This is a genomic window from Pseudomonas sp. NCHU5216 (genome assembly GCF_052156495.1).
Lineage (GTDB): Bacteria > Pseudomonadota > Gammaproteobacteria > Pseudomonadales > Pseudomonadaceae > Aquipseudomonas.
Genome location: NZ_JBQLIX010000001.1, coordinates 31,302 through 57,169, shown reverse-complemented (window position 1 = coordinate 57,169; position 25,868 = coordinate 31,302). Strand labels below are relative to the sequence as shown.

General features: G+C 64.0%; 25 protein-coding genes and 1 pseudogene. 12 read left to right on the top strand and 14 right to left on the bottom strand.

Annotation, left to right across the window (positions count from 1 at the left end):
- Positions 1 to 52 precede the first annotated feature (52 nt).
- The 3 genes from ACSVIK_RS00255 (at position 53) to ACSVIK_RS00245 (ending at position 4,397) form a co-directional block, all read left to right on the top strand.
- Positions 53 to 232, top strand: coding sequence for a hypothetical protein (locus ACSVIK_RS00255; RefSeq protein WP_442442367.1), 180 nt, complete (start codon positions 53 to 55; stop codon positions 230 to 232).
- Positions 233 to 368: 136 nt separating this feature from the next.
- Positions 369 to 2,162, top strand: coding sequence for a methyl-accepting chemotaxis protein (locus ACSVIK_RS00250; protein ID WP_442442366.1), 1,794 nt, complete (start codon positions 369 to 371; stop codon positions 2,160 to 2,162).
- Positions 2,163 to 2,741: 579 nt separating this feature from the next.
- Positions 2,742 to 4,397, top strand: coding sequence for a methyl-accepting chemotaxis protein (locus tag ACSVIK_RS00245; RefSeq protein ID WP_442442365.1), 1,656 nt, complete (start codon positions 2,742 to 2,744; stop codon positions 4,395 to 4,397).
- Positions 4,398 to 4,436: 39 nt separating this feature from the next.
- Here the strand turns inward: ACSVIK_RS00245 and ACSVIK_RS00240 are convergent, their stop codons facing one another.
- The 6 genes from ACSVIK_RS00240 to ACSVIK_RS00215 form a co-directional block, all read right to left on the bottom strand.
- Positions 4,437 to 5,123, bottom strand: a complete 687-nt coding sequence (locus tag ACSVIK_RS00240; RefSeq protein WP_442442364.1) for a type 1 glutamine amidotransferase — start codon at positions 5,121 to 5,123, stop codon at positions 4,437 to 4,439.
- A gap of 10 nt (positions 5,124 to 5,133) precedes the next feature.
- On the bottom strand, positions 5,134 to 5,475 hold the full coding sequence (locus ACSVIK_RS00235; RefSeq protein ID WP_442442363.1) for a DMT family transporter: 342 nt from the start codon (positions 5,473 to 5,475) through the stop codon (positions 5,134 to 5,136).
- A gap of 46 nt (positions 5,476 to 5,521) precedes the next feature.
- On the bottom strand, positions 5,522 to 6,652 hold the full coding sequence (locus ACSVIK_RS00230; RefSeq protein ID WP_442442362.1) for an aminomethyltransferase family protein: 1,131 nt from the start codon (positions 6,650 to 6,652) through the stop codon (positions 5,522 to 5,524).
- A gap of 93 nt (positions 6,653 to 6,745) precedes the next feature.
- A complete protein-coding gene (locus tag ACSVIK_RS00225; RefSeq protein WP_442442361.1) occupies positions 6,746 to 7,774 on the bottom strand; it encodes a heme-dependent oxidative N-demethylase family protein in 1,029 nt (342 codons plus the stop codon).
- 59 nt (positions 7,775 to 7,833) lie between these two features.
- Complete coding sequence (locus tag ACSVIK_RS00220) at positions 7,834 to 8,778, bottom strand: PDR/VanB family oxidoreductase (RefSeq protein WP_442442360.1); 945 nt, start codon at positions 8,776 to 8,778, stop codon at positions 7,834 to 7,836.
- The gene (locus tag ACSVIK_RS00215) at positions 8,775 to 9,320 is read right to left on the bottom strand and encodes a dimethylamine monooxygenase subunit DmmA family protein (protein ID WP_442442359.1); all 546 of its coding nucleotides are present in this window, start codon (positions 9,318 to 9,320) and stop codon (positions 8,775 to 8,777) included. Before ACSVIK_RS00215 ends, ACSVIK_RS00220 begins: the two co-directional genes overlap by 4 nt.
- 909 nt (positions 9,321 to 10,229) lie before the next feature.
- On the opposite strand from ACSVIK_RS00215, the pseudogene ACSVIK_RS00210 reads away from it, so the two are divergent.
- Positions 10,230 to 11,336: pseudogene (locus ACSVIK_RS00210) on the top strand (nitrate- and nitrite sensing domain-containing protein); the annotation flags it as partial.
- Positions 11,331 to 12,197: a methyl-accepting chemotaxis protein gene (locus ACSVIK_RS00205; protein WP_442442585.1), complete on the top strand. Its 867-nt coding sequence runs from the start codon at positions 11,331 to 11,333 to the stop codon at positions 12,195 to 12,197. The pseudogene ACSVIK_RS00210 and the gene ACSVIK_RS00205, both read left to right, overlap by 6 nt.
- A 51-nt stretch (positions 12,198 to 12,248) precedes the next feature.
- Here ACSVIK_RS00205 and ACSVIK_RS00200 read toward each other — a convergent pair whose 3' ends face one another.
- Positions 12,249 to 13,127 carry an NAD(P)-dependent oxidoreductase gene (locus ACSVIK_RS00200; protein WP_442442358.1) on the bottom strand — a complete coding sequence of 293 codons (879 nt, stop codon included), beginning with the start codon at positions 13,125 to 13,127 and terminating at the stop codon, positions 12,249 to 12,251.
- 48 nt (positions 13,128 to 13,175) lie between these two features.
- The gene (locus tag ACSVIK_RS00195; protein ID WP_442442357.1) at positions 13,176 to 13,796 is read right to left on the bottom strand and encodes a TetR/AcrR family transcriptional regulator; all 621 of its coding nucleotides are present in this window, start codon (positions 13,794 to 13,796) and stop codon (positions 13,176 to 13,178) included.
- Positions 13,797 to 13,994: 198 nt separating this feature from the next.
- Between ACSVIK_RS00195 and ACSVIK_RS00190 the strand changes: the two genes are divergently transcribed.
- Positions 13,995 to 14,447: a GNAT family N-acetyltransferase gene (locus ACSVIK_RS00190; protein WP_442442356.1), complete on the top strand. Its 453-nt coding sequence runs from the start codon at positions 13,995 to 13,997 to the stop codon at positions 14,445 to 14,447.
- Here ACSVIK_RS00190 and ACSVIK_RS00185 read toward each other — a convergent pair.
- On the bottom strand, positions 14,444 to 15,703 hold the full coding sequence (locus ACSVIK_RS00185; RefSeq protein WP_442442355.1) for an MFS transporter: 1,260 nt from the start codon (positions 15,701 to 15,703) through the stop codon (positions 14,444 to 14,446). The two genes, ACSVIK_RS00190 and ACSVIK_RS00185, sit on opposite strands and share 4 nt — an antisense overlap.
- Positions 15,704 to 15,955: 252 nt before the next feature.
- On the opposite strand from ACSVIK_RS00185, the gene ACSVIK_RS00180 reads away from it, so the two are divergent.
- Positions 15,956 to 17,272, top strand: coding sequence for a type II toxin-antitoxin system HipA family toxin (locus tag ACSVIK_RS00180; protein ID WP_442442354.1), 1,317 nt, complete (start codon positions 15,956 to 15,958; stop codon positions 17,270 to 17,272).
- Complete coding sequence (locus tag ACSVIK_RS00175) at positions 17,269 to 17,649, top strand: helix-turn-helix domain-containing protein (protein ID WP_442442353.1); 381 nt, start codon at positions 17,269 to 17,271, stop codon at positions 17,647 to 17,649. Before ACSVIK_RS00180 ends, ACSVIK_RS00175 begins: the two co-directional genes overlap by 4 nt.
- Positions 17,650 to 17,768: 119 nt before the next feature.
- Here ACSVIK_RS00175 and ACSVIK_RS00170 read toward each other — a convergent pair whose 3' ends face one another.
- From ACSVIK_RS00170 to glnT, 4 genes are all read right to left on the bottom strand, one after another.
- Positions 17,769 to 19,094 carry an FMN-binding glutamate synthase family protein gene (locus tag ACSVIK_RS00170; protein WP_442442352.1) on the bottom strand — a complete coding sequence of 442 codons (1,326 nt, stop codon included), beginning with the start codon at positions 19,092 to 19,094 and terminating at the stop codon, positions 17,769 to 17,771.
- 92 nt (positions 19,095 to 19,186) lie between these two features.
- A complete protein-coding gene (locus ACSVIK_RS00165; RefSeq protein WP_442442351.1) occupies positions 19,187 to 19,870 on the bottom strand; it encodes a protein glxC in 684 nt (227 codons plus the stop codon).
- A gap of 23 nt (positions 19,871 to 19,893) precedes the next feature.
- Positions 19,894 to 20,796, bottom strand: coding sequence for a class II glutamine amidotransferase (locus ACSVIK_RS00160; protein ID WP_442442350.1), 903 nt, complete (start codon positions 20,794 to 20,796; stop codon positions 19,894 to 19,896).
- Positions 20,797 to 20,920: 124 nt separating this feature from the next.
- Positions 20,921 to 22,255 (bottom strand): type III glutamate--ammonia ligase, encoded by a 1,335-nt coding sequence (glnT, locus tag ACSVIK_RS00155; protein ID WP_442442349.1) that lies wholly within the window; start codon positions 22,253 to 22,255, stop codon positions 20,921 to 20,923.
- A gap of 244 nt (positions 22,256 to 22,499) precedes the next feature.
- Here glnT and ACSVIK_RS00150 point away from each other — a divergent pair, with 244 nt between their 5' ends.
- Positions 22,500 to 23,099: a helix-turn-helix domain-containing protein gene (locus tag ACSVIK_RS00150; protein WP_442442348.1), complete on the top strand. Its 600-nt coding sequence runs from the start codon at positions 22,500 to 22,502 to the stop codon at positions 23,097 to 23,099.
- 10 nt (positions 23,100 to 23,109) lie between these two features.
- Here ACSVIK_RS00150 and ACSVIK_RS00145 read toward each other — a convergent pair whose 3' ends face one another.
- Positions 23,110 to 23,652, bottom strand: coding sequence for a thioesterase family protein (locus ACSVIK_RS00145; protein WP_442442347.1), 543 nt, complete (start codon positions 23,650 to 23,652; stop codon positions 23,110 to 23,112).
- A 108-nt stretch (positions 23,653 to 23,760) separates the two neighbouring features.
- On the opposite strand from ACSVIK_RS00145, the gene ACSVIK_RS00140 reads away from it, so the two are divergent.
- From ACSVIK_RS00140 to ACSVIK_RS00130, 3 genes are all read left to right on the top strand, one after another.
- On the top strand, positions 23,761 to 24,735 hold the full coding sequence (locus ACSVIK_RS00140) for a GlxA family transcriptional regulator (protein ID WP_442442346.1): 975 nt from the start codon (positions 23,761 to 23,763) through the stop codon (positions 24,733 to 24,735).
- Between the two features lie 216 nt (positions 24,736 to 24,951).
- Positions 24,952 to 25,377, top strand: a complete 426-nt coding sequence (locus ACSVIK_RS00135; protein ID WP_442442345.1) for a MerR family transcriptional regulator — start codon at positions 24,952 to 24,954, stop codon at positions 25,375 to 25,377.
- Entirely contained in the window at positions 25,355 to 25,741 is a 387-nt protein-coding gene (locus tag ACSVIK_RS00130) for a carboxymuconolactone decarboxylase family protein (protein ID WP_268181984.1), read from the top strand. Before ACSVIK_RS00135 ends, ACSVIK_RS00130 begins: the two co-directional genes overlap by 23 nt.
- Positions 25,742 to 25,868 lie beyond the last annotated feature (127 nt).

Below are 25,868 nucleotides of genomic sequence, written 5' to 3'. Positions count from 1 at the left end.
GCGCCCCGCCGTCATCAGGCGGCGGGTCAACCCGCAGCAAAGGAGCATCGCCATGAGCATCACCACCTACGAAGGCGCCAGCGCCGTGTTCACCTTCGCCGACAAGCCGGCGATCCTGATGGTCATCAGCCTGCTGGTGGCGGGCGTCAGCCTCTATGCGCTGATCGCCACCATGATCCACGAGAAGCACAGCTACGCCCTGCCGGACGAAAAGCTACCCAAACTCAAATGAGCCCACTGCCGGCGGCGCAGGCCGCCGGCATCTTCCAGGCGTTGCGCCTGCCGGGCATGCGCACTGCGCAACGCTCTTTATGCAACAGCGCCCAGGTCGGCCACGACCTGGCCCTGGGACATCGAGGAAGTAGTCCATGGCCTGGTTCAAGCCCCCTGCCCCCACCCTGTCGGACTGGCAGCGAGCCTTGCTCGCGGGTGATATCGAAACGGCCCTTGCGCAGGACGATGGCAGCCTGCCCGAACGCCTGCGCAGTTGCCTCGAACGCGGCCTGAGCGACCCACCCGTCAGCGACGGGCGCGCCCTCGGCCTGCTTTGTGGGCGCCTCGAAGCGCTGCAACGACACACCCTGCAGGCCATCGAGCAGAGCGAGAACAGCCTGGGCGAAATAGCCGCACGCAGTGGCGAGCAACTGACCTACCTCGACCATACCCGTGGCTTTCTCCAGCACAGCAGCCAAAGCGCCGATGAACTGCGCGGCAAGCTGGCCTGCGAGCTGGACAACACCCGACGGTTCTTCGCCAGCCAGTTCGCCGAACTGCAACAAGCCATCGAGGAGCGCACCAGCGCCTCGCATCAGGTGATCCGCGCCATCGACGAGATCGGCCGCACCGTGCAACTGCTGTCGATCAATGCCGCCATCGAAGCGGCGCACGCTGGCGATGCCGGGCGTGGCTTCGCCGTGGTCGCCACGGAAATTCGCGACCTGGCCCTGCGCACCCAGGCCAACACCCGCCAGGCCTTCGAGCAGATCGACATGTCCCAGCTCAGCGCACGCCTGGCGACCCTGCTCGAAAGTGCCGAGGCGCAGCTACAACAGCTCAGCGGCCAGGTCGGCACCTCGTTGAGCAGCCTGCATGACCTGTTCGGCCAGATGGCTGGGCGCCTCGACGAGATCGAGGGCAACAATCGCGTCATCGCCGCCGGCGTGCAACTCGGCATGAGTACCGATGCCCAACTGCGCGGGCGCAGCAACTGGAGCCGCGCCCTGCTCAGCGACCTCAGCTCGGTATACGCCAGCACGCAGCCCAAGCAAGGCCTGCAACGCCTGCTGCACGAGGAACGCCTGCAACTCGACCCTGACTACGATCGCCTGGCCGACATCCGCGCCCGCGGCGAATTGCGCGTAGCCATCGAGCCTGCGTTCAAGGGTCTGTCCTTCCGCAGCGAACCAGGTGCCGAACTACAAGGGCTGGATGCCGAACTGGCGCGGGCCTTCGCGCGCTGGCTGGGGGTCAAGTGCCGCTTCATCGAACACCCCTGGGACCGCTGCCTGCAACTGCTGGAGGCCGGTGCGCAACGCCGCGAGAGCGAGGCCGACCTGGTATGGAGCGCCATGCCACCGATGCCCGGCTATGACCGAGTGGCCTTTTCCATGCCCTATGTGTTCCTGCCCTACGTGCTGGCCAAGCGTGCCGGCGACACGCGCATCCAGGGCGTCGAGGATCTGGCCGACAAGGTACTCGGCTGTATCAACGACCCGGCCGCCATGGCCACCCTGGAAGAACGTGGCCTGCGCTGGCAGGCCAACCGGCACAAGCCGGGCGGCAAGGTCGAGCTGGCCAATCTGCTGGCCTACAGCGACCAGAGCCTGATCCATGACTGCCTGGCCGACGGCACGGTGGACGCTTTCGCCGTCGATCTGCCGATCTACCACTGGGCCTGCCAGGGCGAACGCAGCCCCTGGCGCGGACGCCTGGAAATCCTGCCAGGTAACCTCAGCCCCAGTCTGTGGTACTACTCCGCCGCCGTGGCCAATCAGCCGAGCAATGCCGCGCTGCTGAGCAGCATCGACCAGTTCATCGCCCACTACCGCACGCAACCGGCCTATCGCGAATTGGTACAACGCTGGATGGGCAAGGTCTATGACGACAGCCAATGGCGCTTCGCCGCTGGCATTCATGATGCACGCAGCCTGGCCCGTGCCTGATGACCTCATCAGGGCCCTGTCCGCTTCGTCGGAAGGCCCGCCAACAAGCCGGCGGCGAGCCTCAGCCTTTGCGCAGGTCGTCACCAGCGATTGCCATGGCATGGCGATGGCCTGTTACCCAGGCTTGATTTCCTGGCCTGCCTACACACCTTCGGGCGCCCACCTGCACCGCTCGGTAACATCTTGCACAACATGTTCAATGAAGATGGCATATCGCTATACAAAAGTAGCGAAGCGCCATTGCGATATCTGTTCTAGACTCGATTTCAAGGATGACCGCTTACCTGGAAAGCGGCATGTCAGGAAAGCCCGAGCTAAATTGGCGCACCGCCATACGAACCTCGAAGCCCTCCTGCCTTTTGCCCCGGACTCCCAACTCCATTTCTTACACCGCGTTCAAGGCCATACCAACGAACGCGACCGATCGCCTGGCGATCGATCCAGGAGCCTCACTTCACACGACAGCCCCGCTCGAGGGCGTGCGGATGGACGCAGGATGCATGAATAAGCTGCGGCCCTTGTTCTTGCGTGCATCAGAACAATCCGCCCATAAGAAACACGTTCATGGCAGGTGCCCTTATGTCGTCCCAGAACACTCGCTTTTCCATCCGAACGCTACTGTATGCCAGCTATGGCTGCCTCCTGGCACTGCTGCTGCTGATAGCGGGCGTCTCGTTCTACAACATCACAGCAGCGGACAGGGACTTCGCCGACTACATCAACGGGATCGAAACCCGTACACGGCTGGCCAACGAGCTGAGCAATGCCGTCAAGGACAGGGCCGTCGCACTGCGTAATCTGGCGCTCAATACCGAGCCGTCCGAGCGCGGGGCAAAACGTCCGCTGATCGAGAAGTACGAGCAGGACGTCGCCGACAAGCTGGCTGCACTGCGCCAGGCGATGACCACGCAAACCGGGGTATCGAAACAGGAACACGGGCTGTTTTCCCGCATCGAAGAGCTGGAGACACGCTATCGCAAGGTCGCTCATGAAATTGCCGAACACCTGTTCAATGGCGAGGATGTCGAAGCCAAGCGCATGGTCAAGGAGCAATGCACCCCGCTGCTCGAAGAACTGACCGGCACCGTCGAGCAATACCTCCAGCAAGCGACCGAACTGGCCAAGCAACATGTCCTGGCGAACGAAGCGCACGCACTCAAGCAACGCAACATCCTCATCGCCATCACCGTCATCAGCTTCCTGCTCGCCGCCATGCTCGGTCATCTGATCAGCCGTTACCTGCTGCGCGCACTGGGCGCCGAGCCGGGTGACCTCAACCAGATCGCCCAACGTGTAGCCGAAGGCGACCTGCGCACGATGGAAAAAAGCCTGAACAGCGCCGAGAACAGCGTGCTCGCCGCATTGCAGCGCATGCAGCAGAACCTGCGCCAGGTGACCCAGGACATCGACAGCTCCTCGCGCACCGTGGCTCATTCCAGCCAGGAGCTGAGCGAGTCGAGCCTGCGCAACGCCGAAAGCGTGGCTCAAGCCCAGCGCGAAGTGGAGCAGATCGTCACCGCCGTGCACGAAATGGCAGCGACCGTGCAAGACGTGGCCCGTAACGCCGAGTCCGCCGCGCAAGCCGCCAGCGAGGCCGACCAGGCCGCCGCGCAAAGCCAGCAGAAGGCCGGCCATGCGGTGAGCCTGATCGGCGAGCTGGCCCAGGTGATCGACAGCTCCAGCGAAGCCATGAATCGCCTCAAGACCGAAAGCAGCAATATTGGCAGCGTGCTCGACGTGATCAAGTCGGTGGCCGACCAGACCAACCTGCTGGCGCTCAACGCCGCCATCGAAGCGGCCCGTGCTGGCGAGGCCGGCCGCGGTTTTGCCGTGGTTGCCGATGAAGTGCGCAGCCTGGCCCGGCGCACCCAGGAAGCCACCACCGAGATCGAGGGGCTGATCGCCAACCTGCAACGCATCGCCGACGAAACCGCGCGCTACATGGAGCGCTGCCAGAGTTCCAGTTCGCAATCGGTTTCCGGAGTTTCCGAAGCCGGTGAGGCGGTGGCGCGCATCGTCAGCATGATCGAGCGCATCAATGGCATGAACCAGCAGATCGCCACGGCGGCCGAGCAACAAAGCGCAGTGGCCGAAGAGATCAGCCGTGGCATCGTCTCGGTGCGCGACAGCACGGAGCAATCGGCCGACGCCTTCCAACATGCACAGCAGGAGAGCGAGAGCCTGGCGCGCACCAGCGAAGCCCTGCGCGGCAACATCGCCCACTTCCGCCTCTGACCGCTGCTGCTGCTGCGCGGCTCAACGGCCGTGCAGCGTTCAGCCCAGCAGGTAATCCAGCAGCCGCGCCATCAGCGCGTTGCCCGGTACGTAGCGCCGCGGTTCTGCTGCCAGTTGCTCGGGCGTCTGTACCCAGGGGCCAGGCATGAGTTCGTCGGCGCATTCGTCCAGCAGGTCGGCGACGATCCGTGGGGTCATCTCCGGGTGGCATTGCAGGCCGATCACCCGACGCCCGATCTGGAACGCCTGGTGCCTGCACGCCTCGCTGGAGGCCAGCAACCTGGCTCCCTCGGGCAGGGTGAAGGTTTCCCCGTGCCAGTGCAGCAGCTCGATACGCTCGGGAAAGACGAAGCAGCCCTCGTCAACCGATTCGGCCCGCCACACCGGGAACCAGCCGATCTCCGCCACAGTGTTGGGCTGCACGCGAGCACCCAGCGCACTGGCGATCAACTGCGCGCCCAGGCAGATGCCGAGCACCGGCACTCCAGCCTCGATGGCCTGGCGCAGAAAGGCTTTCTCCTCGATCAGCCAGGGCAGCGTGGCCTCGTCGTTGACGCTCATCGGCCCGCCCATGGCGACGATCAGGTCGCAGTCCTCAGGCTTCGGCAAATGCGCATCAGCCTCGAAGAAGCGGGTATAGCGCAGCTCGGCGCCATGGTTCTGGAACCAGTCGGCCATGCTGCCGACATCCTCGAAGGGTACGTGCTGCAACACCTGCACACGCATGGGCGGCTCCTCAGGTCAGGGGATCGGGGGTGAATAGCTTGAGGCCGACGATGCCGGCAATGATCATCAGCAGGCACAGGCTGCGCAGCAGGTTCAGGCTTTCACCGAGAAACAGCGCGCCGTAGGCCACCGTGCCAAGGGTGCCGATACCGACCCACACGGCGTACGCCACCCCGAGTGGCAGCACGCGTACGGAAAGGCTCAGCAGGTAGATGCTGAGCAGCAGGAAGAAGCCGCAGTACAGGCTCGGCCACAGCCGTGTGAAACCGTCGGTACGCGGGATGATCGAGGCATAGAACACCTCGCACAGCCCCGCCAACAGCAAGAATCCCCAGCCATTCAACCAGGCCATGTGCCCTCCTTGCAGACGAATCGGGCCATGGCCCGAGCGACTCGCTTCAGCCCTTGGCGGTGCGTTTCTTCTTCTCCGGGTCATCGAACGGCAGGGTATGGGCGATGGCATTGACCGTCAGGCTGCCCTTGATCTGCAGCGGCACGCCCTGTTCGGCATAGGGCACGTCCAGGCGGGCGATGGCCATGGATTTGCCGGACAACCGCGAGTACATGGCGCAGGTGATCAACCCCACCTGCTTGCCATCGGCCCACAGGGTGTCGCCGGCCTCGGCGGCCTTGTCGCCTTCGAGCAGCACGCCGAAGATCTTGAAGCGTTCCTTGCCCTGCAGGCGGTAATGTTCGTTGGCCCCACGGAAGCCCTGCTTGCCTGGCGACACCGTGAAGTCCAGACCCAGTTCCCAGAGCGTGTCGCCAGCGGGCTGATCGGCAAAGGGATACATCTCCGAGTTGTCGTAGGGGAAGAACAGCAGGTAGCTCTCCACCCGCAACCAGTCCAGCGCGGTGAAGGCGCAGGGGATTATGCCCAGGCCCTTGCCCTTCTCCAGGATGCCGTCCCAGATCGCCGGCGCGTCGGCGGCCTTGCAGAAGATCTCGTAGCCGCGTTCGCCGGTGTAGCCGGTGCGCGAGATCATCACCGGGCGCTCGAACAGCCGGGTCTGCATATGATGGAAGTACGGCAGCTCACGAATGCCCGGCACGTGTTCGGCGAGAAAATCCACCGCCAGCGGGCCTTGCAACGACAGGTCGTGCAGGTCGTCGTCGAACAGCACCGCCACCTGCCGGCCCTGGGCCGAACGCAGCAGCATCTCGTGACCGCTGCCGGAGCCGTGCACCACCATGAAGGCGTTGGGGCCGGTGCGGTAGACGATGCAGTCATCGACGAACTTGCCGGCCTCGTTGAGCATGCAGGCGTAGACGCTCTTGCCCGGGTAGACCTTGGAAATGTCGCGGGTGGTGGCCTGATCCAGCAGGCTCTCGGCATGCGGGCCGACATAGTGCACCTTCTTCAGCCCGGACACGTCCATCAGCCCGGCACGGGTGCGGATCGCCTCGTGCTCGTCGGCCAGGTCGCTGGCATAGGTCCAGGCGGTGCCCATGCCGCTCCAGTCCTCGAGCTTGGAACCCAGTGCGCGGTGACGCTCGGCAAGGGCGGAAATACGCCAGGAATTGGCCATGTCTGTGTCTCCTGTTGTGCGTCGTTGAGCCTGCTCAGGCAGGCAGGGTTCTGTCTCCCCTCTCCCACTTGTGGGAGAGGGGCCGGGGGAGATTCAGGCGGCCTGGGCCTGCGGATCGAACTGGCGCAGCCAATCCACCATGGTCTGGCGATAGCGGGTCAGGCCCTTGTAGTCGGCGATCTCGTCCGGCAGGTCGCGCAATACGCGGTGCAGGCGGCAGGCCCAGGCCGGGTTGCTGGCCAGTTCCTCGAGGCTGATCAGGTAGGTGCGGATGCCGAACAGCAGCGCATTGCTGCGCGGCAGGCGTGGCATGAATTGCAGCTCGACGCGCAGGTGCACCAGGCGCGCGACGTTCTCTGCCGTCACCAGGCCGCGCTCATGACCCCATTCATGGAAAGTCTCCGATGAGGTGTCCAGGCGCGGGTTGATGGTCATGGTCCAGTTCAGGCGGCGCACCGGTTGGCCGACCTGGATGTTCAGCAGGTACTTCAGCGCGCGGTCGAACACGCCGAGCTGATGCGCCACGCCCGGCACCGGTGCGTGCCACTGCTTGAAGCTCATGCCGGCGTCGAACTTGATCGACCAGTCCGCCGGACAGGTGACCATGCCGGCGTCCATGAACAGGTCGCCGTCACGCTGGTCGAGCACGGCGAAGTCGCCCTGCACCTGGCGGGTGATGTACTCCAGCGGCTCGAACGGCAAGGTGCTGGCATCGCCGAAGGTGAAGCGCTGCTCGATGCCCAGCGGGCGGTTTATCCACAGCCACTGGTCGCCCTCGCGTTGCAGGGCGAAATGCTCGGGGTAGTCGGCGGCCAGGTGCTCCATCAGCATTTCCAGGGTGTCCCAGGCAGCCTGCGCCATGTGCGGCAGCACCAGGCAGCGCTGCGGATCCTTCTCCAGCACGCAGGCGCGTTCGGCCATCTCCGAGAGGTAGTGTTCGTCGATGTCGAACCAGTGCTCGAACACCGAGCCCGGCTCGCGCGGCGTGGCCGGCTCGAGGTTGACCGAGTACATGTAGCTGTCCTCGGCAAAGGGGAAGGGGAAACGGGCGATGGCCTGCGGGCTGTTGCTGAAGGTGAAATCGTCCCGATAGGTTTCCAACTGTTTCATCACGACGGGCATGACTCTCTCCTGTAGGGTGCGCTGTGCGCACCATGAGCAAGCGTTGGGGGCATGCGCCCCTAGAGATCGAGCAGCAGCGTGCCGGAGCAGCCGCCACGGGAAACACAGGGCATCAGCGCTGCGCCGCGCTGCTGCTCATCCAGGTAGTGATCGCGGTGCTCCACCTCGCCACTCAGATAGCGCGTGGTGCATTGCCCGCACACCCCGCCCCGGCACAGGTTGGGCACCTCGACACCGGCGGCCTCCAGCGCTTCGAGCAGGCTGTGATCGCCCGGCACCTGCAGGCGCTGGCCACTGCGCGCCAGCTCAACGCTGAACGGCTGGCCGGGCTCGGGCGCGGCGAAGGCCTCCCAGTGCAGGCGCCCGGCCGACCAGCCATGAGCGGCGGCAAGCAGCTTGAGCTCATCGAGCAGACGCTGCGGGCCGCAGACGTAGAGATGGCTGCCAAGCGGCTTGCCGGCGAACAGGCTGGTGCAGTCCAGGCGCTGGCCGGTAGCGGCGTCGTAGCCGTGGAAGCGCTCGCCCAGGCGCTGGCGCAGCTCGCTGGCGTAGGCATCGGTCAGGCCGCTGCGATAGGCGTAATGCAACTCGAAGGAGGCGTCACTGGCCTGCAGCTCAGCCAGATAGGCCATGAACGGCGTGATGCCGATACCACCGGCCACCAGGATGTGATGACGGGCCTGCGAATGCAGGGCGAACAGGTTGCTTGGCGCACCGATCTGCAAACGGTCGCCGACCCGCACCTGCTCGTGCAGGTAGCGCGAACCGCCACGCGAAGCCTCCTGCAGGCGCACGGCGATGCGATACACGCCGGTCTCGCGTGGATCGCCCAGCAACGAATAGGCATTGCGTAGCGTGCGCCCTTCGATGGGCAACACCACCTGCACATGGCTGCCGCAGGAAAAGCCCGGCAGCACGCTATCGACAGCGGCAAGGCTGAACTCGCGCACCACCGGGGTCAGTTGGCGCACATCGATGACCTGTACCTCGATCATCGCGCTCATGCCTGCACCTCCGCCGCATAGGGGCTGTCCGGGTCGATGCAGACGCCCATGTAGGCGCCGAGGCGTTGGGAGAAATGCTCGCGGACGAACAACTTCACCCGACACTGGCCACAGGTGCATTCGCCTTCGCTGCCGATGTCCTGGAAATGCCCACAGTGCACGCAATACAGGCGGCGCCGCACGCCCTGCCTGATCAGCTCGATCTCGTCGCCGAGCAGGCCGGCCTGCCGCGCCAGGCGCTGTACGTGCCAGAGAAAGCTTTCATCGCCGATCACATACAGCCGGGTGCCGGCCTGGGCCTGCTCCAGCAGCATCTGCAGACGCAGGTACAACGCCTCGATACTGGGCAGCCCCTCCTGCTCGGGGCCGTCCATCGGGGGCTCGCCCAGGCACAGCAGGCGCGCCGGGGCCAGTTCCTCGTGCGGCGCGATGGCCGCACTCGCCTGCTGCGCCACCAGGATGCGCTGGTTGGCAGGCTGTTTCGACACCGCGCGGGCATAACACGGGGTACTGAGCAGAGGGGCGGAATGGGATGCGGTCATCAGTAGGCCTCCGGGTAAGCGCAAGGCGGTGGTCGGTTTGCTCCAGAGAACATTCCCTTGGAGAACTTTTTGTTCTCACAAGGAAAGCATGGATTGTGCCATTCCCGTCAGTCCGCAGCCTTGCTGGCCGCGCCGTGTCCCGCACACCGGTGTGGCCGGCAGCACTGCACAAGCGCAGGGCAAGGCGCGCCGTCACGGCGCACGGCGGCTTGTAATGAACAATGGATTTGATCGGTGAAGAACAGGGCCAGCCTCGCCATCGAGCATCGACACCGCCCCGACGCCCTGATGCACCTGACCATTCAGCATCGGCGCCTGCGCCACGCATTCACTTGGTGTACAGCAGGCCGAAGAACTCTTCGCACAGTGCGACCAGTTGCTCTACTGGGCCAAGCAACAGGGGCGCAACCGGACCTGCGTGCCGCTACCGGAGGCTCAGGTCGGCTGAGCTCAGCGCGCGACACAGTTGCCTGAAGGCCTCCTGACATTTACCCGCTACTGCGGGTAGAACGACGCTTCATTGCCCCTCGTCAAGGCACACTGGGCGATTGTGTCTAATCTCACCCTTGAGCATGTCGGCAAGCGGAACGGGTGCCTCGCCCTAGCGCTACCGGCTCGTTCGACCTTTGCACGATTGCGGCTTGCCAGACCGCTGGGCAGGCTTCGCTAAAGAAACCCGCCCAGCGCACGATGAGCTGTTCATAGGAGAGACTCGAGAGCGCACCCGCGCCTCGGGAAGCGCCTGAACCAGACGCACGTCAGGACGACCGATACCCCCATGTCGAAAGCAGATGCAACCCAGCACAGCAACACCTCCGCCGGCAACGGGGCACACGCCCCGCATGCCCGCATGGCCGCGAACCCTTGGCCTGCCCTCGCCCGCTACACCTCAATCCAGATGATAGGTTCATGAAGATGGTCAAGAATGCCCCGTTGAGCGTGAAACTCCTGCTCATACTCATATTTCCCTTGTTCGGCTTCCTGGCCTTCTCTGCCGTGTACGTCGCCGGCAAATACCAGACGCTGAGCGAGATGAAGCACACCGTGCGCGCCATCGAGACCGCGCAGAAAATCAGCAAGGTGGTTACCGCCCTGCAGCGCGAGCGGGGTGCCAGCGGCGTGTTCCTGGGCAGCAAAGGGACAGCCATGGGCGACGCGCTGAAGCAGTTTCGCCTCGACAGCGATGCCGCAGCCAAGCAGATGCAAGGCCTGTCGGCGGATGCCAGCGCAGGCCTGGAACAGGTCATGAAAGACCTCGCTGCGATCGGTGCCTTGCGCCAGCAGGTCGATGGTCAATCGATCGACAGCAGCGAATCCGGCACCCGCTATACCGCGTTGATCAAGGCATTGATCGGCTACACCCAGTCGCTGGAGGCCCGTGTCAGCGAGCCGCAGATCCTGCGCGCCCTCGGCGCACTCAACCAGTTCGTGGAGATGAAGGAGCGTGCCGGCCGTGAACGTGCCTTGCTGGGCCTGGCCTACAGCCGCAACCAGATCGATGCCGAGTTGCTCTCACGCCTGAGCCACAACATCGGCGAGTTCATGGCCTATCAGGATGCCTTCCAGCGCAGGGCGGCAGTGGAGTTCAAGCGCCATCTCGACGAGGCCCTGCAGCAACCCGACGCGCTGGCCGCGATCGCTATGCGCAGCACCGCCCTGGAAACGCCCCTGGGTGAAGCGCTGAACGTCAAACCAGCCGACTGGTTCCAGCTCTCCACCGCGCGCATAGACCTCATGGTGCAGGTGGAAAACGAGCTGAGCCAGAACGTCGGCGCCCTCGCCGCGCACGCCTATGAGGAAGCCGCACGCAGTCTGTGGCTGACCATCGGCGCCATACTCGGGGTACTGGCTGCAGTGGTGCTGCTGTCCTACCTGATCATCCGCAATATCCAATCAGCCGTCAGCGACCTCAACGACACCCTGGTCGCCTTGTCGAAACGCGACCTCACGGCCCATACCCATTACGATGGCCGCGACGAGTTCGGCGTGATCGCCCATAACCTCGACAACATGGCGCAGCAGATCAAGGACGTGATCCAGGAAATCGGCGGCACCGCAGCACAGGTGGCCACCGCTGCCGAAGAGTCCTCGACTGCCGCTCTGCAGACCAGCCAGAACGTGGCCCAGCAGCGCCAGGGCACCGATCAGGTGGCCACCGCCATCAACGAGATGAGCGCCACGGTCAGGGACGTGGCCCGCAGCACCACCGAAGCGGCCGAGATGTCGCGCCAGGTCAACGACGATACCCTGCAGGGCAAGAGCGAGATCGAGAACACCGTGCGCCTGGTGCAGGCCCTGTCGACCCAGGCCGAGCAGACCGCACGGATCATCATCGAGCTGAAGAAAGAGAGCGATGCCATCTCCTCGGTGCTCGACGTTATCCGCGGCGTTGCCGAACAGACCAACCTGCTGGCCCTGAACGCCGCCATCGAAGCGGCCCGTGCCGGCGAACAGGGCCGAGGTTTTGCCGTGGTCGCCGACGAGGTACGGCAACTGGCGCAGAAGACCCAGGACTCCACCGTCAGCATCCAGCAGATGATCAGCAACCTGCAGAGCGGCTCGGACCGCGCCGCCAGTTCCATGCAGGAAACCCTCGACAAGGCGCAGGCCAGCGCCGGCAACGTGGTCAAGGCCGGCGAACTGCTGGTGCAGATCGCCGATGGCATCGCCAGCATCAGCGACCGCAACATCCAGGTGGCCTCCGCCGCCGAGGAGCAGAGCCTGGTGTCGGAAGAGATCAACCGCAACGTCAACGACATCAACGACCTGGTCATCCAGGTCAGCGCCGCCGCCGAACAGACCGCCGTGACCAGTCGCGAGTTGGCCAGCCTGGCCGATCATCAGCAGCAGTTGGTGGGGCGCTTCAAGGTAAACTGATCGACTCTCAGGCTCTGGCCTTGCTTGACGTGCCGGCCAGAGCCTGGCGTTTCACTCCTGCCCGGCGCGCCGGGCGGCCGTACGTGACAGCGCGGCCCAATCCAGATGCCCCTCGCCATGCGCCAGGCTCTCGATATGGGCATCGCGCAGCGTGCTGGCCAAGGGCAACGGCACGTTGGCCTGCTCCGCTGCCTCCAGCGCCAGGCGCACATCCTTCAAGCCCAGTGCCAGCTTGAAACCGGCGGGCTCGAAGCGTTCATCGGCGATGGCCTGGCCATAACCTTTGTAGACAGGCGCGGCGAACAGAGTCGAGGTGATCAGTTCGAGAAACTCCGCCTTGGCCACCCCGTGTCCCTGAGCCAGGGCCGCAGCCTCGCCCATGGTGCCGATGGCACTGGCGATCATGAAATTCACCGCCAGCTTGGCGGCATTGGCCTGCTCGGGCCGCTCACCCAACACCCAGGTCTTCTGCCCCAGCACGTCGAACAATGGCTGTGCTGCCAGCAACGCCGCGCGCGGGCCAGCCGCCAGGATGTTGAGCTGCCCTGCTTCGGCCACGTTCACCCGACCGAGCACCGGAGCGGCGATGTACTCGACCCCGCGCGCCTGATGCAGCGCCGCCAGTTCGATCGCCAGAGCGACGGAGATGGTCGCCATGTTGAGGTGAATGGCGCCGGGCTTGAGCGCGGCCAGTGCCTCCTTGTCCAATAGCGTGGCGCGCGTGGCTGCGTCGTCTGCCAGCATCGAGATCAGTACGTCCACGCCCTCCACCGCCTCGGCAGGCGTCAGCGCGATCATGCCGCCCTGCTCAGCCAGTTTCTGCGTAGGGGCTGGTGAGCGGTTCCAGCCGCGTACGGCATGACCGGCAGCCAGCAGATTGGCCGCCATCGGCAAGCCCATGGTACCGAGCCCGAGAAAAGCGATGTTCATAAGCACCTCCACAAATCGGAATCGTTCGATTCCTAAATAAAGAAAAAATCAACGCAGCATGGTCAACGCCGCATCCACCACGCTATGCATGGCTGCCCGAGTGCGCCCCGCCTTGCCCACCAGACGCATGCCCTGAGCCAGGCACAACAGGGTGCGAGCACTGGCCTCGATATCCACATGAGAAGCAACGGAGCCATCCTCCTGACCCTGCCGGAGCAGATCGGCCAGCAAGGTCTCGTTGCGCTTGAGCGCTCTCTGGATATGCCGTGCAACCGGCGCGGGGAAGGTCGACAGTTCGGCGATGCTGCCGACCACCAGACAGCCTTGCCGGCCCTGGGCGCCCTGCGCGGAGTCGGCGTAGAACACCAGCACCCGCCGCAGCCGCTCCAGGCCAGTGCCCTGCTCGCCCATCGCCTGGCGCAGCTGTTCGCTGCGTTGCGCGCGATAGTGCTCGAAGGCAGCGAGGAAGATGGCCTGCTTGTCCTTGAAGGCCTTGTACAGACTGCCCTGAGCCAGCCCTGTGGCATGCGCCAGATCGCTGATCGAGGTGCCGTGGTAGCCACGCTCGCTGAACACGCGCACGGCCTGATCCAGCACGCTGTGCAGATCGAACTCGCGTGGCCGACCACGCGGGCGAGCGGGTCTCGATGAAGGCGAAGACAAGGTCATGGCACTGCTCAATTGGAAATGACCAGTTCCAAATTAAGAGAACCATTGATGGAAGTAAAGCACTCGTACGCAGCTCACCCGAGAGATGGCGCCGCATTACCATCACAGGCTATGGTTCAGCCTGAGAGCCCCGGCCTATCGAGACCAACCGTTTCCGCTAGTGAACGAACCGGGAAGCCTGGAGGACGAGCAGACGAAATGACCGTCGAGATCCGTGCCGCACAGCCAACTGATGCCCCCGCCATCAGCAGCGTCATCGTCGCAGCCCTGCGCATCAGCAATGCCAGGGATTACAGCCCAGACGTGATCGCCAAGGTGGCGCAGAACTTCACTGCCGAGCAAGTCGAAAGGCTGGTCGCCACCCGCCAGGTTCTGGTTGCCACGAGGGATCAGCAGGTGCTCGGCACCGCCAGCCTCGACGGGCAGGTGGTGAGATCGGTCTTCGTCGCACCGGACAGACAAGGCCAAGGCATCGGGCGCAGGCTCATGCTGGCATTGGAGCGGCTCGCCCGCGAGCAAGGCGTCAGCGAACTGCTTGTTCCCTCCTCGCTGACAGCCCAGGGTTTCTATCGGCAGCTCGGTTTCACGGTATTGCGTGAAGTCATAGACGGCGACGAGCGCACCCTGGTCATGGCACGCCAGCTCGACTAGCCGAGCGTCTCGCCTGGAACCACGGCGGGCTCCTTCTGGTCGGCGATGACTCTCGCCTCACGAGTTTCCGGCATCCCCAGCCACAGCAGCAGGAAAGCCAGCGCGGCGATACCGGCCAGGGTCAGAAACGCCGCATCGTAGCCGGCGCCCTGCACCACCAACCCAGCGAGGCCGGGACTCAGCGCGGCGCCAAGGCCGAACGCCGTGGACAGCGCCCCGAGGCTGACGTTGAAGCGCCCGGTGCCCTGGGTCAGATCCTTGACCACGATGGGCAACAGCGCGCCGAACAGACCGGCGCCAATGCCGTCGAGCAACTGCACGGCCACCAGCCAGTAGGGATCGTCGGACAGGGTATAGAGCGCACCGCGCAGCGGCAGAATCAGAAAGCCTGCCAGCAATAGCGGCTTGCGCCCCCAGCGATCAGCCTTGAGCCCCACCAGCATGGCCATCGGCACCATCACCAGTTGCGCGGCGACGATACAGGCCGAGGTCAGCGGCGTGGCCATCTGCAAATTGACCTCCGACAGCTTCTGGCTGACCAGCGGCAACATGGCAGCGTTGGCCAGGTGAAACAGCGCGCAGCACAACGCGAATATCAGCAATGGCCGGTTGCCCAGCAGCACGCGCCAGCCGGAGGCCTGCTCATGGGGCAAAGTCGGTACGAAACCACGGGCCACTTCATGATCGATGGCGCGAGCCGACACCCGGCTGACGGCGACGATGCTGCCGACCGTCATCGCCGCCATCAGATAGAACACCGCCACCGGGCCGAACAAATAGGCAAAACCGCCGGCCAGCAGCGCGGCACAGGCATTGCCGGCATGGTTGAAGCTCTCGTTGCGCCCAATGCGGCCGGTGAAAGCACGCGGCCCGGTGATGCCCAGGGAAATCGCGGCAATGGCCGGGGCAAAGACCGAGCCGGCGATGGCGCTGATGGTCTGGGTCACGGCCACCCAGCCAAACGAGGTCAGCCAGGGCAACAGTAGGCAACTGCCGGTGACCACCAGCGCGGCAGCGGCTACCACCGCCCTTTTCGCCTTCGTCCTGTCGACCAGGGCACCAGCCGGTGTCTGCGTCAGCAGCGCGCTGACACCCGCCAGGCTCATCACCAGCCCAATGCTGGCCGGCTCCCACTTGTGCACGGCCAGCAGGTAGATCGCCAGGTATGGCCCCAGGCCGTCGCGCACATCGGCGAGGAAGAAATTCAGCCAGTCCAGAGAGAGGGCATTACGCCGGTCGTGATGGTTGTTATCCAATTGAAGACGCTCGTATGGCAGGAGTTGGACGAAGCGGTAAGGAATCATCCATAGAGTCGAATCCCCCACTGCAGTGCCGTGCCTGCCGCGAATTTCATTGGATCGTGCATCCATCAGGCAAATAACAGACATAAATCAGCATTAAAATACTGAAAAACAACCTAAATCGACCTTTAATCAGAACTATATTGCCTATATAGCTCAAGAAACCTAAATTAACCCGCATCATAAATCTGATCAGCAGCTCCCATCATGGCCGCACAGCTCACGATCCAGACCTATCTTGATGGGCATTGGCACGACGCCATGACCCTGACCGTCGACGCCCCCCTGCGCTCTCAGGCATCGCCCTGCAGCGTGGCGTATGAGCAGCCCTATCTGCTCGACTTCCTCGAGCACATGGAAACACCGCTCGAGCCTGCCGTCAGCGTCAATCTCCCGTTGAGCTGGAACCCGGTCGACAGCACAGGCTACCCCCCCTTCGTCTACGACATCATCCCGGCGGGGGCCGCGCGCAGATCGCTGATCGCCCGTTTCGGCAGCGAAAAGCCCGCTGACCTGGACATGGATCTCTTTCTGCTGGGGCGCTGTACACCCGCGCCAGTCGGCCATCTGCGCATCAAGGAAGCCTACGAGCACTTGCCTGTCTCACGCCGGGAAGCCTTTGCCCGTCAGGACATCGTGGAGCGCAGCAACGACTTTCTCGAATACGCCTACGAAACCGGGGCCGCTCTGGGTGGCGCCACGGGGGCACAGGGCGAGGCGCCCAAATTGCTCATGAGCGAGGATCACCACGGTGCGTTGCACGCCGATGCCATGCTGGCCGACGAGCTGACCCAGCGCCATTGGCTGGTGAAGTTCGCGCGCAATCAGGTCAGCGAGCGCGACAAGAACATTCTGCGCGCCGAGTACCATTACTATCGGGCCATCGCCCAGTTGGGCCTCGACACGCTGTCCATGGATGGCTTGGCACTCGAAGAAGCGCAGAGACCCAGCTTGTGGATGCCACGCTTCGACCGGCAGATCGACAACGGCAGGGTGCGCAGAATCGCCATGGAGTCGGTCTACTCGCTGTGTGGCAACTGCATTCCGGGTTCGCGCATGAGACACGAGGATGTCCTCGCCCGCCTGATGCAACTGTGGCGCAGCAACGGCCAGGATGACGAAGTGGAGGCACTGATTCTCGAATACCTGCGCCGCGATCTGCTCAACCGCATCCTCGGCAACTCCGACAACCACGGGCGCAATATGGCCATCCTCAGGCATGCACAACGCTTCGAGCTGGCGCCCATCTATGACCTGGCGCCCATGGTGCTCGACCCAGAAGGCATCACCCGCGCGACCAAGTGGCAAGCGGAGCATCTGGGTAACCCGGACTGGCGGACGATCTGCAACTATTTCGCCGACCGGCTCGACGCCGATACGCTGTTCCAGAGATTGCGCGAAGCCGCCGAGCATTTCCGCGCGCTACCGGATCTGCTGACCGAGTTGCCAGCCGAGGTGCGCAAGGCGCCCTCCATTCCACTGAACAATCTGGACAAACGCCTGGCCGAGTGGGGACTGCGATGAGAACCATCAGCCACGAACAACGCAAGCAGTTGCTCGAAGACATCCTGCAACGCCAGCTCAGCGGCGAACAAAGCCTCGGCACGGCGATCCGCCGGCTGCGCGTGGAAGTGACAGGATTGGATCAGGAAAGCTTCGCCAGCATGTGCGGCTTGTCGAGCCGCGCGCTGTATCAGATCGAGACGGACAAGGGTAATCCCACCCTCAACACCCTGGATGGCATCCTGCGTAAGTTCGGCCTGCGCCTGGGGCTGAGCCAGGCCCCGGCCGTGCCTGTTGTGCCCTCGCTGGGAGAAAAACCTGCCGTCTATGCCAAGCCAAGACGCGGCAGCAACCCCAAGCGCAAGCGTGGCCAAGCAGAGCCCGGCAAACCGGCATGACGCTGGCGGCACGAATCGCCCCCCAAGAGCCGCTGACAATCTAGTTTCGCGGATAAATCCGCTCCTACCGTGCCTGCGTAGGAGCGAATTCATTGGCGATTGGATGAGCGCATGGCGCCTCAGTATTGCACCTGTCCCGGCACCCAGTTGGTGCCGGCCAGCGGTACGCGGGCCATGGCGGCGGCCTCCACGGTCAGCGCCACCAGATCCTCGGGGTCGAGGTTGTGCAGGTGCGACTTGCCGCAGGCGCGGGCCATGGTCTGCGCCTCCAGCACCAGCACGCGCAGGTAGTTGGCCAGGCGGCGACCGGCGGCCACCGGATCGAGGCGCTTGGCCAGCTCCGGATCCTGAGTGGTGATGCCCGCCGGGTCGCGGCCGTTCTGCCAATCGTCATAGAAACCGGCGGCCGAACCGATGGCCTTCAGCTCCTCGTCCAGGCGCGGATGGTTGTCACCGAGGGCGATCAGCGCGGCGGTGCCGATGGCCACGGCATCGGCGCCCATGGCCATGGCCTTGGCCACGTCGGCGCCGGTACGGATGCCACCGGAGACGATCAGTTGCACCTTGCGGTGCATGTCCATCTCCTGCAGGGCCTGCACGGCTTGTGGAATGGCCGAGAGAATAGGAATGCCGACGTGCTCGATGAACACTTCCTGAGTCGCGGCAGTACCGCCCTGCATGCCGTCGAGGACGATCACGTCGGCACCGGACTTCACCGCCAGCTTGACGTCGTAGTAGGGGCGGCTGGCGCCGATCTTGACGTAGATGGGTTTTTCCCAGTCGGTGATTTCGCGCAGTTCGGCAATCTTGATCGCCAGGTCGTCCGGGCCGATCCAGTCCGGGTGACGGCAGGCGCTGCGCTGGTCGACGCCAATCGGCAGGGTACGCATGCCGGCGACGCGCTCGGTGACCTTCATGCCCAGCAGCATGCCACCGCCGCCCGGCTTGGCGCCCTGGCCGAGGACGATCTCGATGGCATCGGCCTTGCGCAGGTCATCCGGGTTCATGCCGTAGCGCGACGGCAGGTACTGATAGACCAGGTGCTGCGACTGACCACGCTCTTCCGGGGTCATGCCACCGTCGCCGGTGGTGGTGCTGGTGCCGGCGATGCTGGCGCCACGACCGAGGGCTTCCTTGGCCTGGGCCGACAGCGCACCGAAGCTCATGCCGGCGATGGTCACCGGAATCTTCAGGTGGATCGGCTTCTTGGCGAAGCGGTTGCCCAGCACCACGTCGGTGCCGCATTTCTCGCGGTAGCCTTCCAGCGGGTAGCGCGACATGGAGGCGCCGAGCAACAGCAGGTCGTCGAAGTGCGGCAGCTTGCGCTTGGTGCCGCCGCCGCGAATGTCATAGATGCCGGTTTCGGCGGCACGCTGGATTTCCTGGATGGACAGACGGTCGAAGGTGGCGGACTCGCGCAGCACCGGGGTGATTTTTTCGCTCATTGCAAATTCCTCTTCGGGCGATGGTGCGCATAGCGCACCCTACGGGCCTCGGTAATCGGTAGGGTGCGCTACGCGCACCAGACGCTGCGGGATCAGTACGCCGAAGCGTTGTCCACCTTGAAGTTGTACAGCTGACGGGCCGAGCCGTAGCGTTTGAAGCTGGCCGGGTCTTCGTCGAAGCCGGCGCGGTTGAGCAGTTCGGCCAGTTCTTCCAGATGCTCGGGGCGCATGTCCTTCTCGATGCAATCCGAACCCAGCGACTTGACCCTGCCCTTGACGTAGATGCGCGTCTCGTAGAGCGAATCGCCCAGCGCATCACCGGCATCGCCGCATACGACGAGCCTGCCCGCCTGGCCCATGAAGCAGCTCATATGGCCGATGTTGCCGCCGACCACGATGTCCACACCCTTCATCGAGATGCCGCAGCGCGCGCCGGCGTCGCCTTCGATCACCAGCAGGCCACCATGGGCGGTGGCGCCGGCCGACTGCGAGGCGCTGCCCTTGATGCGCACCATGCCGCTCATCATGTTCTCGGCCACGCCGACACCGACGTTGCCATGCACGGTGACGCTGGCCTTCTGGTTCATGCCGGCGCAGTAGTAGCCGGCGTGGCCGTCGATCTCCACGCTCAGCGCTTCGTTCAGGCCCACGGCGAGGTTGTGCTTGCCACCCGGGTTGCTCACCACCCACTCGCGCTCGGTGAGGGTCTTGGCTTGCTCGTGCAGCGCCTGATTCAGGTCGCGCACGGTGGCGCTGGAAAGGTCGATGGTTTTCATGGTTCGGTCTCCAATTCGCGAAATCAGGCGCTGCGTTCCCAGATATACATGGTCGCCGGCTCCGGCTCCCACACCTTGGCCTTGTCGATACCCGGCAGGGTCGACAGGGCCTGGTACTCGGAGGCCATGGCCACGTAGTCGTCGGTCTCGGCGAGGATCGCCGGCTTGCAGGCGATGGGGTCGCGGATCACCGCGAAGCCATCGCGGGTGCCGATGGCGAAGGTGAAGAAGCCGTCGAGATCTTCCAGCGAATGGTCGAGCGCTTGCTTGAGCGAATCGCCCTGGCGCAGGCGCCAGGTAAGGTAGCCAGCGGCGACCTCGGTGTCGTTCTCGGTCTCGAACTCGATGCCGTGGCGGCGCAGCTCCTGGCGCAGACGGAAGTGGTTGGACAACGAGCCGTTATGCACCAGGCACAGATCCTGGCCGGTGGAGAACGGGTGGCTGCCTTCCATGGTCACCGCACTCTCGGTGGCCATGCGGGTGTGGCCGATGATGTGGCTGCCCTGCATCTTCGCCAGCGAGAAGCGCTCGGCGATGTCCTTGGGCAACCCCATGCCCTTGAGGATCTCGATGCTCTGGCCGACGCTCATCACCCGTACGCTCGGTGCCAGCTCAGCCAGCACGGCACGTACCGCCGCTTCATCGGCATTGGTCTTGAGCACGGCGGCGCTGGCGTTCTGGAACCAGTCCAGCGAGCAGCCCAGACGGCCCTCCAGCTCGCCCATCAGAGCCTTGAAGTCATAGCCGGCGCTGGTGCTTTGCAGGGTCAGCTTGATCCAGCCGTCGCTCACCTCGTCGCCGTAGATGGCGAAGCCGGCGCTGTCCGGGCCACGGTCGGTCATGGCCAGCAACATGGGCTCGAAGAGCGCGCCGAGCTGACTCTCCAGCGCCGGGTTCTTCAGGTACAGACCTACGATTCCACACATAAGAGCAGTCCTCACTGCGTTCGGTAGCTGCAAGCCTCAAGCGGCAAGCTGACCGAGTTGATACGGACGCCGTGCCAAGCTTCGCACCGCTTTGCTTGCGGCTCGAAGCTTGTGGCTTGGCGCTTCAGAAGAATTCGGTGTAACGCTCGATCTCCCAGTCGGAGACGTGGCGGCTGTACTCGACCCATTCCATGCGCTTGAGCTTGAGGAACTCGTCGACCACCTCCGCGCCCAGCACTTCACGGAACAACGAGTCGGCTTGCAGCGCGTCGCAGGCTTCCTTGAGCGACTGCGGCAGGGTCTTGATGCCGCGTGCGGCGATCTCATCCAGGCTCAGGTTGTAGAGATTCTCGTTGCAGGGCGCGCCCGGCTCGAGCTGGCGGTCGATGCCGTCGAGGCCGGCGGCGATGATCGCGGCGGTGACCAGGTAGGGATTGCAGCCGGCATCCGGCAGGCGGAACTCGATGCGCCCATAAGGGATGCGTAGCATCGCCGAGCGATTGTTGTCGCCGTAGGCGATGAAGGCCGGCGCCCAGGTCGCACCGGACAGAGAGCGACCGACCACCAGGCGCTTGTAGGAATTCACCGTCGGCGCGGCGAAGGCGCACAGCGCCGGGCCATGGGCCAGCAGGCCGGCGAGGAAGTGATAGGCCAGCTTGGACAGGCCCATGCCGCTCGGGTCATTGGCGTCATGGAAGAGGTTCTTGCTGGTGCCATTGCCGATCGACAGGTGGAAGTGCATGCCGTTGCCGGCGCGGCGCGGATCCGGCTTGGGCATGAACGAGCAGATCATGCCCAGGTCGTTGGCGATCTCGCCGGCGGCCATGCGGAAGAAGGTGAAGCGATCTGCCGACTCCATGGCATCGCTGTAGGTGTAGTTGATCTCGAACTGGCCGCAGGCGTCCTCATGGTCGATCTGGTAGATGTCGAAGCCCACCGGCTGCAGCGACTCGGTGAGTTTTTCCAGAAAGGCGCGCGAACGCGACAGGCCCTTGTAGTCGTAGCAGGGCTTCTCCAGCTTGTCGCTGGCATCCACCGGGCACAGTTTGCCCTCGGCATCGCGGCGAAACAGGCTGAACTCCGGCTCCAGCCCGGTATTCAGCGTCCAGCCACGCTCGCTCAGGCGCGCCACCTGCTGCTGCAACACATAGCGGGTGTCGTAGGGCCAGGGCTGGCCATGGACATGGCCGATGCACACCACGCGGCCATAGCCCGGCTGCCAGGGCACCGGCATCAGCGTGGAAAGATCGCCACGGGCCATGAAGTCCGGGCCGTGCGGCTCCATGCCCATGCCCCAAATGGCGAACCCGGCGAAGCCGGCGCCCTCCTCGGCCACCGCCTCGAGGCCCGCGACCGGCACCGACTTGGTCTTGGCCGCACCGTGGATATCGACGAACTGAGCCAGCACGTACTTGATGCCGTGCTGGTCGATGATTTTCTGGGTTTCGCTGGGCAACATGGTTGGGGCCTCCGCTGGCGTCGCCATTATTCCGCTGGGGAATTTTAATTTCCCCAAAAGAAATGCAAGCAGCTTGCCAACTGACCACCCTGACGCCATGCCTGGCCACAGCCCGCGTCTTTCTTCTATATGGGAAGGAAAAATGCTTTCATACGAGGAAAGTTCCGAACGAAAAACGCACCGAAGCAAGGCATCCCGCACATTCCTGGTGCGAACTTTTTATTCTTAGAAGAAATAGGCCTGTATGACGACCATTCCCGAACCGCCACCCCGCCTCAAGCTCGAGCAATACCTGGGCATGCAGATTCGCCGCCAGCGTCAGGCCCAGGAGCTGAAGATCGCCGATGTGGCGCGCATCGCCGGTATCAGCCAGGGCATGCTAAGCAAGATCGAGAATGCCCAGGTCTCCACCAGCCTCGATACTCTCAGCCGCCTGTGCGACGTGCTGGGCATGCCCATGTCCAAGCTGTTCAGCCAGTACGACCAGCAAGGCGGCGGCGCCTTGCTGGTGAAGGCTGGCGAAGGCCTGGAAGTGGTGCGTCGCGGCACTGACAAGGGCCACACCTACCAGTTGCTCAACCATACCCGTGGGCCGAAGAAGAGCTTCGAGGCCTATATGGTGAGCATGGACGACGCCAGCGAGGAGTTCCCCACCTTCGCCCATCCTGGCACCGAGTTCCTCCACCTGCTCGAAGGCGAGCTGGTCTACCGCCACGGCAACCAGCTCTATCAGATGCAGGCCGGTGACAGCCTGACCTTCGACGGCGAAGTGCCGCACGGGCCAGAGAAGCTGGTGAAGGTGCCGATCCGCCTGCTGTCGATCATGAACTACGGGACGGACTGAGCAGCGGCGCTCATGGGCGCTCGGTTTCCCGCAGTTGCTGGCTCATCCCGTCGCAACTGGCCGACCACTGCTGCAGCCAATCGGGCAACGCCGGTGACTGCTCGTCCAGGCCCAGCTCACGGGCGAATTCGGCAGGCGCGACATTGCCCTTCGGCCCACGGAACAGCCCGCGCATGATCACCACGGCGATTACCCGCTGATCCTTGACGAAGCGATGCTCGACGAAGCTCCACTTGTCGTCCCAACCGAGCATGCGCGTGTGAACCTCGAAACGCTCGAACAGCTTCAGCTCGCGGCGGAACTTGCCCCATACGTCACCGACTATGGGCAGCGCGCGGTGGCGCAGGGCCACGCGAAAGGCGCCACTGCGCAACACGTAATCCATGCGCCCGACATCGGCCAGGGTGAAGTAGCGACCGTTGGTGACGTGCCGATTGAAGTCCAGATCCAGCGGCCAGACCCGCATGCGTACCACGGTGGTGGCGAGCCCTGGCACCGGCCTGCGCCAGGGGCGGCGCAGCAACATCAGCAGAAGGCGAAACCATAGGTTCATACGACAAACACCTGTTTGAATAATGGGTGCCGCACTCTAAGTAGGAGGCTTGCGGTAGAGTAGATGCAGAAATGACTAATAGCATGCCATTTACGCAAGAGCGCCTTCATGCACATCACCCTGATTCTGGCCGAACACAGCTCGCTGGCCAGTGCCGCCCTTGCCCTGGAAGTGCTGGATGCGGCCAATCGCTTCGCCCTGCCGGCCGCAGCGCCCTTCACCCTCAGCCTGGCCTCGCTGGACGGGCAGCCGGTGTCCAGCGCACAGGGTCGAGCCATGCCGGTGGACATGGCGCTGGATGCTGTAGAGCACACCGACCTGGTACTGATCCCCGGCTTTCTCTTCAGCCTGCGCGAGGCACTACCTGCCTTCGGGCACTATCGTGACTGGCTGCGCCGTCAACATGAGCAAGGCGCGGTCGTCGCCTCGATGTGCACCGCCACCTTCATGCTCGCCGAAGCGGGCCTGCTCGATGGTGTCGAAGCCACCACCCACTGGGCCTTCGCCGACCTGCTGCGGCGCCGCTACCCCAAGGTTCGTGTGGACGAACGGCGCATCCTCTGCGAAGACGGCCGGCTGATCACCAGCGCCGGCGCCAGTGCGGCGATGGATCTGCTGCTGCACCTGATCCGTCGCTTCGCCTCGCGCGAGCTGGCGCAGCAGTGCAGCCGCTACCTGCTGATCGACAACGTGCGCAGCGAGCAGTCGGTCTACATAAGCTGGTCGATGCCACGCGGCCATGGCGACGAAGCGATCCTGCGCGTGCAGGACTGGATGGAAGCGCACTTCGCCGAGCCCTGCGGCATCGACGAACTGGCCGCACGCTTCGGCTTCGGCGTGCGCAACTTCAAGCGCCGCTTCAAGGAAGCCACCGGCCATACGCCGCTGGCCTATCTGCAGGCCTTGCGCCTGGAAAAGGCCAAGGAGCTGCTGGAAACCACCCGGCAGAGCTTCGAGACCATCACCAGCCGCGTGGGCTACGAGGACAGCAACTCCTTCCGCCGCCTGTTCTGCCAGCGGGTCGGCATCTCGCCGGCCGCCTTTCGCAAGCGCTTCCTGCGCGTGCCGGCAGGCAATCGGTAAGAGATCGAACCTGCTGCTCAGCGCCGCCGGCAATGGCATCCAGCATCGACCTGCCCTCGCCGAGCCTGGCGAAAGAAACTCGGCCAGCCCGAAGAGCGGGCCACGGCAGCGCGGGTGAACATCAGGCTGCAAAATTCATTGACTTAGAGTGCGCTCCAACCTCTAAGGTCTGTTGGCGTTTCGGCGCGAAACGTCAACAGACCTTAGGATCGCTCCATGAAATCACACCTGAGCATCGATGAAGTCGCCAGACGTACCGGCCTGACGGCGCACACCCTGCGTTATTACGAGCGCATCGGCCTGATCTCGGCGGTCGCTCGAGCCGCTGGAGGGCAACGACGCTATGCGACAGCGGACATGGCCTGGATCGAATTCCTGCTGCGCTTGCGCACCACGCGCATGCCGATCGGCAAGATGCAGACCTTCGCGACACTGCGTGGCGCCGGCGACTCCACGGTGAAGGAGCGTCGCCTGATGCTGGAGGGCCACCTGACCGATGTGCTTGCCGAGATCGAGGCAATGCACCGCGCCGCGCAGGCCTTGCAGGCAAAGATCGAGCATTACCGCTCGCTGGAACTAGCCCTGGCGTCGCCCACACCCACCCCTGAAGGAGCTGACGATGAATCCCCAAGACCGTTATGAACGTGGGCTGGCCAAACTCAGAGAAATAGACGGCCACGCCGGTGAAGCCGTGCTGGAGAGTCTGAGCGACATCGCTCCGGACTTTGCCCGCTACCTGATCGAATTCCCCTTCGGCGACATCTACTCCCGGCCTGGGCTGGATCTGAAGAGCCGGGAAATCGCCGTGGTCGCGGCGCTCACGGCACTGGGCAATGCCGCCCCGCAACTCAAGGTGCATATCCAGGGCGCGCTCAACGTGGGCGTGAGCCGCGCCGAAGTCGTCGAAACCATCATGCAGATGGCGGTCTATGCCGGCTTTCCCGCTGCCCTCAATGGCCTGGCTGCCGCCAAGGAAGTGTTCGCCCAGGCCGAAGCGACGCACTAGCAGGCTGTTGAAAAACTACCTGCGTTGGCAATACTGCGTTAAAAACAGCCTCAAAATGCTCATTTACAGCGCGTAAACTGCGCTTTTTCGGCTGTTTTTGCCTTGTCTTGCCTGCCTCGCTTACGTT

Bases quoted from the DNA above. Each gene is read 5' to 3' on its own strand.
- ACSVIK_RS00255 (WP_442442367.1), top strand. From the start codon at position 53: ATGAGCATCACCACCTACGAAGGCGCCAGCGCCGTGTTCACCTTCGCC.
- ACSVIK_RS00250 (WP_442442366.1), top strand. From the start codon at position 369: ATGGCCTGGTTCAAGCCCCCTGCCCCCACCCTGTCGGACTGGCAGCGA.
- ACSVIK_RS00245 (WP_442442365.1), top strand. From the start codon at position 2,742: ATGTCGTCCCAGAACACTCGCTTTTCCATCCGAACGCTACTGTATGCC.
- ACSVIK_RS00240 (WP_442442364.1), bottom strand. From the start codon at position 5,123: ATGCGTGTGCAGGTGTTGCAGCACGTACCCTTCGAGGATGTCGGCAGC.
- ACSVIK_RS00235 (WP_442442363.1), bottom strand. From the start codon at position 5,475: ATGGCCTGGTTGAATGGCTGGGGATTCTTGCTGTTGGCGGGGCTGTGC.
- ACSVIK_RS00230 (WP_442442362.1), bottom strand. From the start codon at position 6,652: ATGGCCAATTCCTGGCGTATTTCCGCCCTTGCCGAGCGTCACCGCGCA.
- ACSVIK_RS00225 (WP_442442361.1), bottom strand. From the start codon at position 7,774: ATGCCCGTCGTGATGAAACAGTTGGAAACCTATCGGGACGATTTCACC.
- ACSVIK_RS00220 (WP_442442360.1), bottom strand. From the start codon at position 8,778: ATGAGCGCGATGATCGAGGTACAGGTCATCGATGTGCGCCAACTGACC.
- ACSVIK_RS00215 (WP_442442359.1), bottom strand. From the start codon at position 9,320: ATGACCGCATCCCATTCCGCCCCTCTGCTCAGTACCCCGTGTTATGCC.
- ACSVIK_RS00205 (WP_442442585.1), top strand. From the start codon at position 11,331: ATGGCGCAGCAGATCAAGGACGTGATCCAGGAAATCGGCGGCACCGCA.
- ACSVIK_RS00200 (WP_442442358.1), bottom strand. From the start codon at position 13,127: ATGAACATCGCTTTTCTCGGGCTCGGTACCATGGGCTTGCCGATGGCG.
- ACSVIK_RS00195 (WP_442442357.1), bottom strand. From the start codon at position 13,796: ATGACCTTGTCTTCGCCTTCATCGAGACCCGCTCGCCCGCGTGGTCGG.
- ACSVIK_RS00190 (WP_442442356.1), top strand. From the start codon at position 13,995: ATGACCGTCGAGATCCGTGCCGCACAGCCAACTGATGCCCCCGCCATC.
- ACSVIK_RS00180 (WP_442442354.1), top strand. From the start codon at position 15,956: ATGGCCGCACAGCTCACGATCCAGACCTATCTTGATGGGCATTGGCAC.
- ACSVIK_RS00175 (WP_442442353.1), top strand. From the start codon at position 17,269: ATGAGAACCATCAGCCACGAACAACGCAAGCAGTTGCTCGAAGACATC.
- ACSVIK_RS00170 (WP_442442352.1), bottom strand. From the start codon at position 19,094: ATGAGCGAAAAAATCACCCCGGTGCTGCGCGAGTCCGCCACCTTCGAC.
- ACSVIK_RS00165 (WP_442442351.1), bottom strand. From the start codon at position 19,870: ATGAAAACCATCGACCTTTCCAGCGCCACCGTGCGCGACCTGAATCAG.
- ACSVIK_RS00160 (WP_442442350.1), bottom strand. From the start codon at position 20,796: ATGTGTGGAATCGTAGGTCTGTACCTGAAGAACCCGGCGCTGGAGAGT.
- glnT (WP_442442349.1), bottom strand. From the start codon at position 22,255: ATGTTGCCCAGCGAAACCCAGAAAATCATCGACCAGCACGGCATCAAG.
- ACSVIK_RS00150 (WP_442442348.1), top strand. From the start codon at position 22,500: ATGACGACCATTCCCGAACCGCCACCCCGCCTCAAGCTCGAGCAATAC.
- ACSVIK_RS00145 (WP_442442347.1), bottom strand. From the start codon at position 23,652: ATGAACCTATGGTTTCGCCTTCTGCTGATGTTGCTGCGCCGCCCCTGG.
- ACSVIK_RS00140 (WP_442442346.1), top strand. From the start codon at position 23,761: ATGCACATCACCCTGATTCTGGCCGAACACAGCTCGCTGGCCAGTGCC.
- ACSVIK_RS00135 (WP_442442345.1), top strand. From the start codon at position 24,952: ATGAAATCACACCTGAGCATCGATGAAGTCGCCAGACGTACCGGCCTG.
- ACSVIK_RS00130 (WP_268181984.1), top strand. From the start codon at position 25,355: ATGAATCCCCAAGACCGTTATGAACGTGGGCTGGCCAAACTCAGAGAA.